We start from the raw sequence: 12487 nt of genomic DNA on the forward strand, positions 1-12487 counted from the left end.
GACAACGTGTCGATCACCGTCAAGCTGATCAACCCCATCGCCATGGAAGAAGGCCTGCGCTTCGCTATCCGTGAAGGCGGCCGTACCGTGGGCGCTGGCGTCGTGGCCAAGATCATTGCTTAAAGCGTGTTCATAGGGGTATAGCTCAATTGGCAGAGCGTCGGTCTCCAAAACCGAAGGTTGTAGGTTCGATTCCTACTGCCCCTGCCACTTGAATGTGGTCAAAAACAAGCCCGCCAGCATTGGCGGGCTTCGGTGTCTTGGGCGATACCGAAAATTGAAGCAGGAAAATTAAGACATGGCCACTACACAAGTTGAAACTGTCAATACGGGGGCGGACAAGGCCAAGCTCGCTGCAGTCGTGGCGTTGGTGATTGCCTCTGTGGCGGGTTTCTATTTGCTGGGCAAACAGGGGCCGATCGTGCAATGGGCTGCATTGCTGCTGGGCCTCGTTGTTGCAGCGGCTGTCTTTCTGGTTTCCGAACCAGGACGTCAGTTTGTTGCCTTCGCACGAGATGCTTGGCGTGAAGTCAAAAAGGTGGTCTGGCCGACGCGCAAGGAAACACTGCAGATGACTGCTTACGTGTTTGCTTTTGTCGTCATCATGGCATTGTTCTTGTGGTTTACCGACAAAACCCTTGAGTGGGTTTTGTATGACCTGATTTTGGGCTGGAGGAAGTCATGACAAGCGTTGTGGATTTGGCTGGGGCCGATGCCTCTGGTGCTGCGTCTTCCAATCCTGATCTGCGGTGGTACATCGTCCATGCCTATTCGGGGATGGAAAAAGCGGTCGAGCGCAACATTCTTGAGCGCATTGCGCGCTCCGGCATGGAGGGCAAGTTTGGCCGCATTCTGGTTCCCACTGAAGAAGTGGTTGAGATGAAGAACGGTCAGCGCAAAACGACAGAGCGCCGGTTGTTTCCTGGTTATGTGTTCGTCGAGATGGTCATGGATGACGATACCTGGCACCTGGTCAAACACACCAACAAGGTCACCGGATTCGTGGGTGGGGCGAAGAATCGCCCTGCGCCCATCTCGGAAGAAGAGGTGCAGAAGATCGTCAGCCAGATGCAGGAGGGCACCGAAAAGCCTCGGCACAAGGTTGAGTTCATGGTGGGTGAGCTGGTTCGTGTCAAGGAAGGTCCTTTCACGGATTTCAATGGATCGGTGGAAGATGTGAATTACGAAAAGAGCCGTGTGCGCGTTTCCGTGATGATCTTCGGTCGCTCCACCCCTGTGGAACTGGAATTTGGGCAGGTCGAAAAAACCTGATCCATGGAGTTTTGGGCATCACACTTTTCGACTCGGTGTGAATGCATTTGGTGAGTCGTTAACCCCGGGGAGCCTTGTCTTGCCTCAGCAAGTCAGGCGTTATCACCCGCAAGGAGTAAAGCATGGCGAAGAAAATCGTCGGTTTTATCAAGCTGCAAGTGCCAGCTGGTAAGGCCAATCCATCCCCACCCATTGGTCCTGCGCTCGGTCAGCGCGGCCTCAACATCATGGAGTTCTGCAAGGCATTCAATGCGCAGACCCAAGGTGTCGAGCCTGGTCTGCCTCTGCCTGTGGTCATCACGGCTTTTGCAGACAAGAGCTTCACCTTCATCATCAAGACGCCGCCTGCGACGGTTTTGATCAAGAAGGCGATCAAGCTGGAAAAAGGTTCGCCAAACGCCCTGAGCACCAAGGTCGGCAAGATCACTCGCGCACAGCTCGAAGAAATTGCCAAGACCAAGTTGAAGGACATGAATGCTGCCAATGTGGACGCTGCAGTTCGCACGCTGGCTGGCTCTGCGCGCTCCATGGGCGTGACGGTGGAGGGTTTGTAAATGGCCAAGCTGACAAAGAAACAAAAGGCCCTGCAGGGCAAAGTGGACAGCACCAAGCTCTACGCTTTTGCAGAAGCCATCGCCATCGTCAAGGATGCGGCAACTGCCAAGTTCGACGAGTCGATTGATGTGGCCGTGCAATTGGGCATTGACGCAAAGAAGTCCGATCAGGTTGTGCGTGGCGCTGTAGTGCTGCCTAACGGCACCGGCAAAACCACTCGCGTGGCCGTGTTTGCCCAAGGTGCCAAGGCAGAGGAAGCCAAGGCCGCTGGCGCCGACGTGGTCGGCATGGACGACCTGGCCGCCATGGTAAAGGCTGGAGACATGCCTTTCGACGTGGTGATCGCTGCCCCTGACGCCATGCGCGTTGTGGGTACTTTGGGGCAGATCCTGGGTCCCCGTGGCCTGATGCCTAATCCCAAGGTGGGCACGGTGACACCGGATGTCGCCACGGCGGTCAAGAATGCGAAGGCTGGCCAGGTGCAATTCCGCGTCGACAAGGCTGGAATCGTGCATGGCACGATTGGTCGTCGCTCGTTCGACAACGACAAGCTGCAGGGCAACCTGGCTGCACTGATCGATGCGTTGAACAAGGCCAAGCCTGCTTCGAGCAAGGGCCTGTATCTGCGCAAGGTTGCTGTTTCGTCGACGATGGGCCTGGGCGTCCGCGTGGATACCCAGTCCATCGCAGCGTAATTGCAAAAAAATCTTCAGGCCCGTCAGAAGGCCTGATGTGGTGGGCTGAAAGCGCTCTGGTGTTTTCAGGCCATCCAAGACCGTTGGTGTGCAGGATATTCGCACTTAAACCCCTGGGGGCCAACGCAGATGGCGATCCCGCTGCAGATGGAATGTTTTCCTGAACACAGTTGGTCGCTGCAACAAGAGCGCGCATGAGGCCTGTGCCGATTGCGCATTTTAAGGAGTAGACCTTGAGTCTTAATCGCAGTGAGAAAGAAGCGGTCATCAGTGAAGTGACCAGCCTCGCCGCAAAAGCTCAAACGCTTGTGATCGCGGAATACCGTGGCATCACGGTCGCCGACATGACCAAACTGCGTGTTGATGCCCGCAGCAAGGGCGTGACCCTGAGTGTTCTGAAGAACACCCTGGCTCGCCGTGCTGTGGCTGGCAGCGCATTTGACGTGGTGGCAGACCAGATGACCGGTCCGCTGATCTATGGCTTCTCCGAAGACGCTGTGGCCGCCGCCAAGGTGGTGGCCGATTTCGCGAAAACCAACGACAAGTTGGTGATTCGCGGTGGCGCTTTCGGTGGCAAAGCCCTGGATGTCAACGGCGTTAAGCAACTGGCCAACATTCCCTCCAAGGAAGTTCTGTTGGCCCAGATTTGTGGCTTGCTTATGTCCCCCATGTCGCGTACGGCCGTTGTGCTGGGCGCACTGGCGGCGAAAAAAGGCGAAGGCGCTGCCGCACCGGCCGCCGAACCTGTCGCGGCTTGATGGCCGGGCAGTTAACCAACAAAATTGTTAGGAAATCAAAATGGCATTCGATAAAGACGCATTTTTGACCGCGCTGGACAGCATGACGGTTCTGGAACTCAATGACCTGGTGAAGGCCATTGAAGAGAAGTTTGGCGTGAGCGCTGCAGCCATGGCTGCTCCTGCTGCCGCTGGTGGTGGCGCTGGCGCTGCTGCTGCCGAAGAAAAGACGGAATTCAATGTGGTGCTGACCGAAGCTGGCGCCAACAAGGTGTCCGTCATCAAGGCAGTGCGCGAAATCACCGGCCTGGGCCTCAAGGAAGCCAAGGACCTGGTGGACGGCGCTCCCAAGAACGTCAAGGAAGGCATTGCCAAGGCCGACGCCGAAGCAGCCGTCAAGAAGCTGGTGGAAGCCGGCGCCAAGGCCGAACTCAAGTAATTCGATCTTGCTCAAGGGCTGGAGTGTTCCTCAGAGGGCCTCCAGCCTTTGGTGCTTCAGAAAGCACCCGAAAGCGACCTCCTGAAAAGGGGCTTTCGAGTGTCTTCTGACAACCCCGACAGCAGAAGACGCCTTGGTTCGGGTGATGTGCAATGCATCACCGTCCGCCATGGTTGGTAGTGGCCAACCGCCAAGCCCGTGAGGACACATCTCCTTGCGGGTCAGTCGTCGAAGACCCAGGACTCATGTCTTTGCCCGGAGATCTCATGGCCTATTCCTACACCGAACGCAAGCGAATTCGCAAAAGTTTCGGCACCCGCGACAGCGTGCTCGAAGTTCCTTACCTGCTGCAGATGCAGAAGGATGCGTACACCGCTTTCCTGCAGGCTGATAAAGCACCCCAGAAAAGAACCATCGAAGGCCTTCAGGCTGCATTCGACGCTGCCTTCCCCATCGTCTCCCACAATGGTTTTGTGGAGATGAAGTTCATCGAGTACAACCTGGCCAAGCCGGCTTTCGACGTGCGCGAATGCCAGACCCGGGGGCTGACCTTCGCCTCGGCCGTGCGCGCCAAGGTGCAGCTGATCATTTATGACCGCGAGTCCTCGACTTCGCAGTCCAAGGTGGTCAAGGAGGTGAAGGAGCAAGAGGTCTACATGGGCGAAGTGCCGCTCATGACCGACAAGGGCTCGTTCATCATCAACGGTACCGAGCGCGTGATCGTGTCGCAGCTGCACCGTTCACCCGGCGTGTTTTTCGAACATGACAAGGGCAAGACCCACAGCTCGGGCAAGCTGCTGTTCTCCGCGCGCATCATTCCCTACCGTGGCTCCTGGCTGGATTTCGAGTTTGATCCAAAGGACATTCTGTACTTCCGCGTGGACCGTCGCCGCAAGATGCCGGTCACGATCCTGCTCAAGGCCATCGGCCTGAACCCCGAGTCCATCCTGGCGAACTTCTTCGTCAACGACAACTTCCGTCTGATGGACAGCGGTGCGCAGATGGAGTTCGTCTCCGAGCGCCTGCGCGGCGAAGTCGCACGCTTCGACATCACCGACAAGTCCGGCAAGGTGGTGGTGGCCAAGGACAAGCGCGTCACGGCCCGCCACACCCGCGAACTGGAGCAGTCCGGCACCACGCACATCAGCGTGCCCGAAGACTTCCTGATCGGCCGCGTGGTCGCCCGCAACATCGTGGATACCGACACGGGTGAAATCATTGCCAAGGCCAACGACGAGCTGACCGAAGCACTGCTCAAGAAGCTGCGCAGCGCTGGCGTGCAGGACGTGCAGTGCATCTACACCAATGAACTCGACCAGGGTGCGTACATGTCGCACACCCTGCGCATCGATGAAACGGTGGACGAGTTCGCTGCGCGCGTGGCCATCTACCGCATGATGCGCCCCGGCGAGCCGCCAACGGAAGACGCGGTGCAGGCCCTGTTCCAGCGCCTGTTCTACAACCCCGACACGTACGACCTGTCGCGCGTGGGCCGCATGAAGTTCAACGCCAAGATCGGCCGTGACGAATCCACCGGCCCCATGGTGTTGTCCAACGAAGACATCCTGGCCGTGGTCAAGATCCTGGTGGACCTGCGCAACGGCAACGGCGAAGTCGATGACATCGACCACCTGGGCAACCGCCGTGTGCGCTGCGTGGGCGAACTGGCCGAAAACCAGTACCGCACCGGTCTGGCCCGTATCGAGAAGGCCGTGAAGGAGCGTCTGGGCCAGGCCGAGCAAGAGCCGCTGATGCCCCACGACCTGATCAACAGCAAGCCGATCTCGGCTGCGTTGAAAGAGTTCTTCGGTGCCTCGCAGCTGTCCCAATTCATGGACCAGACCAACCCGCTGGCGGAAATCACGCACAAGCGCCGTGTGTCGGCCCTCGGTCCGGGCGGTCTGACCCGCGAACGCGCAGGCTTCGAAGTGCGCGACGTGCACGTGACCCACTACGGCCGCGTCTGCCCTATTGAAACGCCTGAAGGCCCGAACATCGGTCTGATCAACTCGCTGGCCCTGTACGCCCGCCTGAACGAGTACGGTTTCATCGAAACGCCGTACCGCCGCGTGGTGGATGGCAAGGTGACGAACGAGATCGACTACCTCTCGGCCATCGAAGAAGGCAAGTACGTGATCGCGCAGGCCAATGCGCAGCTCGACAAGGACGGCCGCCTGACAGGGGACTTGGTCTCCGCCCGTGAAAAGGGTGAATCCATCCTGTGCGGTGCCGACCGCGTGCAGTACATGGACGTGTCGCCCGCGCAGATCGTCTCGGTGGCCGCCTCGCTGGTTCCGTTCCTGGAGCACGACGACGCGAACCGCGCGTTGATGGGCGCCAACATGTCGCGCCAGGCCGTGCCTGTGCTGCGTCCCGAGAAGCCCCTGGTGGGCACGGGTATCGAGCGTGTGGCTGCTGTGGATTCGGGTACCGTGGTCACTGCCACCCGTGGCGGTATCGTGGACTACGTCGATGCGACCCGCATCGTGGTGCGTGTGAACGACGAAGAAGCCGTGGCCGGTGAAGTGGGTGTGGACATCTACAACCTCATCAAGTACCAACGTTCCAACCAGAACACCAACATCCACCAGCGCCCCATCGTGAAGAAGGGCGACAAACTGGTCAAGGGCGACGTGGTGGCCGACGGCGCATCGACGGACTTTGGCGAAATCGCCATCGGCCAGAACATGCTGATCGCCTTCATGCCCTGGAACGGTTACAACTTCGAAGACTCGATCCTGATCTCCGAGCGCGTGGTGGCGGAAGACCGCTACACCTCGATCCACATCGAGGAGCTGGTGGTGATGGCCCGCGACACCAAGCTGGGCGCCGAAGAAATCACGCGCGACATCCCGAACCTGTCGGAGCAGCAGCTCAACCGCCTGGACGAGTCCGGCATCATCTACGTGGGCGCCGAAGTGCAGCCCGGCGATACGCTGGTCGGCAAGGTCACGCCCAAGGGCGAAACCACGCTCACGCCCGAAGAGAAGCTCTTGCGCGCCATCTTCGGCGAGAAGGCTTCCGACGTGAAGGACACCTCGCTGCGCGTGGACCAGGGCTCGTCGGGCACCGTGATCGACGTGCAGGTGTTCACCCGTGAAGGCATCCAGCGTGACAAGCGCGCCCAGCAAATCATCGACGATGAACTCAAGCGCTTCCGCCTGGACCTGAACGACCAGCTGCGCATCGTGGAGGCCGACGCGTTCGACCGTATCGAAAAGCTGCTGACCGGCCGCGTGGCCAACGGCGGCCCGCAGAAGCTGGCCAAGGGCACGAAGATCGACAAGGCTTACCTGGCTTCCGTCGAGAAGTTCCACTGGTTCGACATCCGCCCCGCGGAAGACGAAGTCGCCACCCAGCTCGAATCCATCAAGAACGCGCTGGAGCAAACCCGCCACAGTTTCGACCTGGCTTTTGAAGAAAAGCGCAAGAAGCTCACGCAAGGCGACGAGCTGCCTGCTGGCGTGCTCAAGATGGTCAAGGTCTACCTGGCCGTCAAGCGCCGCCTGCAGCCTGGTGACAAGATGGCCGGCCGCCACGGTAACAAGGGTGTGGTGTCCAAGATCGTTCCGGTCGAAGACATGCCTTACATGGCCGACGGTACCCCTGCCGACATCGTTCTGAACCCGCTGGGCGTGCCCTCGCGGATGAACATCGGTCAGGTGCTGGAAGTCCACCTGGGCTGGGCCGGCAAGGGCATTGGTCAGCGCATTGGCAACATGCTCCAGGAGCAGGCCAAGGCGTCCGAGCTGCGTACCTTCCTCGAAGAGGTGTACAACTCGCGCGGCCGCAAGGAAGACCTGTCGCAACTGAGCGACGATGACCTGATGGCCATGGCGGAGAACCTGACGAGCGGCGTGCCTTACGCCACCCCAGTGTTCGATGGTGCTTCGGAAGAAGAAATCAAGGACATGCTCAAGATCGCCTACCCGGACGACATCGCGGAGCGCAAGGGCCTGACACCGACCCGCACGCAGGCTTACCTGTTTGATGGCCGCACGGGCGAGCGCTTCGAGCGTCCGACCACCATCGGCTACATGCACTACCTGAAGCTGCACCACCTGGTGGACGACAAGATGCACGCTCGCTCGACCGGTCCTTACTCGCTCGTCACGCAGCAGCCGCTGGGCGGCAAGGCCCAGTTCGGTGGCCAGCGTTTCGGTGAAATGGAAGTGTGGGCGCTGGAAGCCTACGGCGCCGCCTACGTGCTGCAGGAAATGCTGACCGTGAAGTCCGACGACGTGGTGGGCCGTACCAAGGTGTACGAATCCATCGTCAAGGGCGAACACGCCATCGAAGCCGGTATGCCGGAATCGTTCAACGTGCTGGTCAAGGAAATCCGTTCGCTGGGCCTGGACATCGAGCTGGAACGTTCGTGAAGCCTTGCGGGATAGACCGGCGCGCCGCGCCGCTCTGTCCTCAACAGATTAAAAAGGAAAGAGTCACATGAAATCGCTACTCGACCTGTTCAAGCAATTCACGCCGGACGAGCATTTCGATGCCATCCGCATCGGCATGGCTTCGCCCGAAAAGATCCGTTCGTGGTCTTTCGGCGAAGTGAAGAAGCCCGAAACCATCAACTACCGCACGTTCAAGCCCGAGCGCGACGGCCTGTTCTGTGCCAAGATTTTTGGTCCCATCAAGGACTACGAATGCCTGTGCGGCAAGTACAAGCGCCTCAAGCACCGCGGCGTGATCTGCGAGAAGTGCGGCGTTGAAGTCACCCAGACCAAGGTGCGCCGCGAGCGCATGGGTCACATCGACCTCGCCGCGCCCTGCGCCCACATCTGGTTCCTGAAGTCGCTGCCATCGCGTCTGGGCCTGGTTCTCGACATGACGCTGCGCGACATCGAACGCGTGCTGTACTTCGAAGCCTATGTGGTGACCGACCCCGGCATGACCCCGCTGAAGAAGTTCAGCATCATGTCCGAGGACGACTACGACGCCAAGCGCAAGGAATACGGTGACGAGTTCATCGCCAAGATGGGCGCAGAAGGCATCAAGGACCTGCTCGAATCCATCGACATCGACCTGTCGATCGAGAAGCTGCGTGGCGACCTGACCGGCTCTGAAGTCAAGGTCAAGAAGAACGCCAAGCGCCTGAAGGTGCTGGAAGCCTTCAAGAAGTCCGGCATCAAGCCCGAGTGGATGGTGCTGGAAGTGCTGCCCGTGCTGCCCCCGGACCTGCGTCCGCTGGTGCCGCTGGACGGCGGCCGCTTCGCCACGTCCGACCTGAACGACCTGTACCGCCGCGTCATCAACCGCAACTCGCGTCTGCGCCGCCTGCTGGAGCTGAAGGCCCCAGAAATCATCGCGCGCAACGAAAAGCGCATGCTGCAGGAAGCTGTCGACTCGCTGCTGGACAACGGCCGCCGTGGCAAGGCCATGACGGGCGCCAACAAGCGTGCCCTGAAGTCGCTGGCCGACATGATCAAGGGCAAGTCGGGTCGTTTCCGCCAGAACTTGCTGGGCAAGCGCGTGGACTACTCCGGTCGTTCCGTGATCACCGTAGGCCCAACGCTCAAGCTGCACCAGTGCGGTCTGCCCAAGCTGATGGCGCTGGAGCTGTTCAAGCCCTTCATCTTCTCGCGCCTCGAAGCCATGGGCATCGCGACGACGATCAAGGCCGCCAAGAAGGAAGTCGAATCCGGCACCCCCGTGGTGTGGGACATCCTGGAAGAGGTCATCAAAGAGCACCCCGTGATGCTGAACCGTGCGCCTACGCTGCACCGTCTGGGCATCCAGGCCTTCGAGCCCATCCTGATCGAAGGCAAGGCCATCCAGCTGCACCCCCTCGTTTGCGCGGCCTTCAACGCCGACTTCGACGGTGACCAGATGGCTGTCCACGTGCCGCTGTCGGTGGAAGCGCAGATGGAAGCCCGCACGCTGATGCTGGCCTCCAACAACGTGCTGTTCCCCGCCTCGGGCGAACCCTCCATCGTGCCTTCGCAGGACGTGGTGCTGGGCCTGTACTACGCCACCCGTGATCGCATCAACGGCAAGGGCGAAGGCCTGGTGTTCGCCGACACCGGTGAAGTGCAGCGTGCCCTGGACGCTGGCCAGGTCGAGCTGGCCGCCAAGATCACGGTGCGCATGACCGAGTGGACCAAGAACAAGGAAACCGGCGAGTTCGTGCCTTCCACCTCGCTGGTGGAAACCACCGTGGGCCGCGCACTGCTGTCCGAGATCCTGCCCAAGGGCCTGCCGTTCTCCAACATGAACAAGGCGCTCAAGAAGAAGGAAATCTCGCGCCTGATCAACGTGTCCTTCCGCAAGTGCGGCCTGAAGGAGACGGTGGTGTTCGCCGACAAGCTGCTGCAAAACGGCTTCCGCTTGGCCACGCGCGCCGGTATCTCGATCGCCATCGACGACATGCTGGTGCCGCCGCAAAAGGCCGGCATCATCGAGCGCTCCGAGAAGGAAGTCAAAGAGATCGAGCAGCAGTACGTGTCCGGTCTGGTGACGTCTGGCGAGCGCTACAACAAGGTGGTGGACATCTGGGGCAAGGCCGGCGACGAAGTGTCCAAGGTGATGATGGCCCAGCTGTCCAAGCAGAAGGTCATGGACCGCCACGGCAAGGAAGTGGACCAGGAGTCGTTCAACTCCATCTACATGATGGCCGACTCCGGCGCCCGCGGCTCCGCCGCCCAGATCCGCCAGGTGGCCGGTATGCGGGGTCTGATGGCCAAGCCAGACGGCTCGATCATCGAGACACCCATTACCGCGAACTTCCGCGAAGGTCTGAACGTGCTGGAGTACTTCATCTCCACCCACGGTGCCCGCAAGGGTCTGGCCGACACGGCGCTGAAGACCGCCAACTCGGGTTACCTCACCCGCCGTCTGGTGGACGTGACGCAGGACCTGGTCGTGACCGAAGAGGATTGCGGTACGGCCAATGGTTCGCTGATGCGCGCCATCGTCGAAGGCGGTGAAGTGATCGAATCGCTGCGCGAACGTATCCTGGGCCGCACGGCGGCCGAAGACGTGCTGCACCCTGAAACGCGTGCCGTGCTGGTGCCTGCCGGCGTGATGCTGGAAGAAGACCTCATCGAGGAAATCGAAGCCGCTGGCGTGGATGAAGTCAAGGTGCGCACCGCCCTGACCTGCGAAACCCGCTACGGCCTGTGCGCCAAGTGCTACGGTCGCGACCTGGGCCGCGGCGGCCTGATCAACCTCGGCGAAGCCGTGGGTGTGATCGCTGCCCAGTCCATCGGCGAACCCGGCACGCAGCTGACCATGCGCACCTTCCACATCGGTGGTGCCGCTTCGCGCGCAGCCATCGCGTCGAGCGTGGAAGCCAAGTCCAACGGCGTGATCGGCTTCAATGCCACGATGCGCTACGTGAGCAACACCAAGGGCGAGCTGGTGGTGATTGCGCGTTCGGGTGAAATCGTCATCCAGGACGAGCATGGCCGCGAGCGCGAGCGCCACAAGGTGCCCTACGGCGCCACGCTGACGGTGAAGGCAGACCAGACCATCAAGGCTGGCACCATCCTCGCCAACTGGGATCCGCTGACGCGCCCCATCATCACCGAGTTTGCTGGCCAGGTGAAGTTCGAGAACGTCGAGGAAGGCCTCACGGTGGCCAAGCAGGTCGACGAAGTGACCGGTCTGTCCACGCTGGTGGTGATCGATCCGAAGCGCCGTGGTGCCGCCAAGGTCGTGCGTCCGCAGGTGAAGCTGATCGATGCCCAGGGCAACGAAGTGAAGATCCCTGGCACCGACCACTCGGTGACCATCGGCTTCCAGGTCGGCGCCCTGATCCAGGTGCGTGACGGCCAGGACGTGGGCCCCGGCGAAGTGCTGGCGCGTATTCCGGTCGAAGGCCAGAAGACCCGCGACATTACCGGCGGTCTGCCCCGTGTGGCGGAGCTGTTCGAAGCCCGCACGCCCAAGGACAAGGGCACGCTGGCCGAAATGACCGGTACCGTGTCGTTCGGCAAGGAAACCAAGGGCAAGGTCCGCCTGCAGATCACCGACCCCGAAGGCCGCGTGTTCGAGGAACTCGTGCCCAAGGAAAAGAACATCCTGGTGCACGAAGGCCAGGTGGTCAACAAGGGCGAGTCCATCGTGGACGGCCCGGCCGATCCGCAGGACATCCTGCGCCTGCTGGGCATCGAAGAGCTCTCGCGCTACATCGTTGATGAAGTGCAGGACGTGTACCGCTTGCAGGGTGTGAAGATCAACGACAAGCACATCGAGGTGATCGTTCGCCAGATGCTGCGCCGCGTCGTGGTCGAGAACATCGGCGAGTCCAGCTACATTGGCGGCGAGCAGGTCGAGCGCTCCGAGATCCTCAACACCAACGATGCGCTGCAGGCAGCGGGCAAGATTCCCGCGACCTACAGCAACCTGCTCCTGGGTATCACGAAGGCCTCGCTGTCGACCGATTCGTTCATCTCGGCCGCTTCCTTCCAGGAAACCACCCGCGTGCTCACCGAGGCTGCCATCATGGGCAAGCGCGACGAGCTGCGTGGCCTGAAGGAAAACGTGATCGTGGGTCGCCTGATTCCTGCCGGTACCGGTATGGCCTACCACCAGGCGCGCAAGGCCAAGGACGCCATGGACGACGCCGAGCGCCGCGCCATTGCCGAAGCGGAAGCCGCCGAAATGGAGGCTTCGGCAGAAACCTCCGTGACAGAAGGTGCCGCTCCTGACGCGGCTGCCGACTAAGCCCCCGGGCCGTCACTGATGCGCTCCCGCCCTGTCTCCTGACGGGCCGGGAGCGTTTTTTCTGGAACTCTCACGGACCGGGCCGCATGCTGCATGCGGTGCCGGTGTTAGCGCAT

The 12487-nt window shown here is 60.7% G+C and carries 9 protein-coding genes and 1 tRNA gene; all 10 read left to right on the forward strand.

Annotated features, from left to right (window positions below; genetic code table 11):
* Positions 1 to 123: EF-Tu C-terminal domain-related protein (locus BLW02_RS05720; RefSeq protein WP_462938461.1), on the forward strand; the 123-nt coding region annotated here is incomplete at its 5' end.
* Positions 124 to 134: 11 nt separating this feature from the next.
* Positions 135 to 210 (forward strand) — tRNA-Trp (locus tag BLW02_RS05725).
* A gap of 88 nt (positions 211 to 298) precedes the next feature.
* Positions 299 to 685 (forward strand): preprotein translocase subunit SecE, encoded by a 387-nt coding sequence (gene secE / locus BLW02_RS05730; RefSeq protein WP_026436685.1) that lies wholly within the window; start codon positions 299 to 301, stop codon positions 683 to 685.
* Positions 682 to 1272: a transcription termination/antitermination protein NusG gene (gene nusG, locus BLW02_RS05735; protein ID WP_026436686.1), complete on the forward strand. Its 591-nt coding sequence runs from the start codon at positions 682 to 684 to the stop codon at positions 1270 to 1272. The genes secE and nusG overlap by 4 nt, the downstream gene beginning before the upstream one ends.
* Positions 1273 to 1394: 122 nt before the next feature.
* A complete protein-coding gene (gene rplK / locus BLW02_RS05740; RefSeq protein ID WP_092697426.1) occupies positions 1395 to 1826 on the forward strand; it encodes a 50S ribosomal protein L11 in 432 nt (143 codons plus the stop codon).
* Positions 1827 to 2522 (forward strand): 50S ribosomal protein L1, encoded by a 696-nt coding sequence (gene rplA, locus BLW02_RS05745; RefSeq protein ID WP_092697427.1) that lies wholly within the window; start codon positions 1827 to 1829, stop codon positions 2520 to 2522.
* Between the two features lie 233 nt (positions 2523 to 2755).
* Complete coding sequence (gene rplJ, locus BLW02_RS05750; RefSeq protein ID WP_007850048.1) at positions 2756 to 3280, forward strand: 50S ribosomal protein L10; 525 nt, start codon at positions 2756 to 2758, stop codon at positions 3278 to 3280.
* A 40-nt stretch (positions 3281 to 3320) separates the two neighbouring features.
* Positions 3321 to 3698 (forward strand): 50S ribosomal protein L7/L12, encoded by a 378-nt coding sequence (gene rplL, locus BLW02_RS05755; protein WP_008907085.1) that lies wholly within the window; start codon positions 3321 to 3323, stop codon positions 3696 to 3698.
* A 266-nt stretch (positions 3699 to 3964) separates the two neighbouring features.
* A complete protein-coding gene (rpoB, locus tag BLW02_RS05760; protein ID WP_092697428.1) occupies positions 3965 to 8077 on the forward strand; it encodes a DNA-directed RNA polymerase subunit beta in 4113 nt (1370 codons plus the stop codon).
* 67 nt (positions 8078 to 8144) lie between these two features.
* Complete coding sequence (gene rpoC / locus BLW02_RS05765; protein ID WP_092697429.1) at positions 8145 to 12371, forward strand: DNA-directed RNA polymerase subunit beta'; 4227 nt, start codon at positions 8145 to 8147, stop codon at positions 12369 to 12371.
* The last annotated feature ends 116 nt before the right edge of the window (positions 12372 to 12487 follow it).

Origin of the sequence: Acidovorax soli (genome assembly GCF_900107605.1) — a bacterium.
GTDB lineage: Bacteria > Pseudomonadota > Gammaproteobacteria > Burkholderiales > Burkholderiaceae_C > Acidovorax > Acidovorax soli.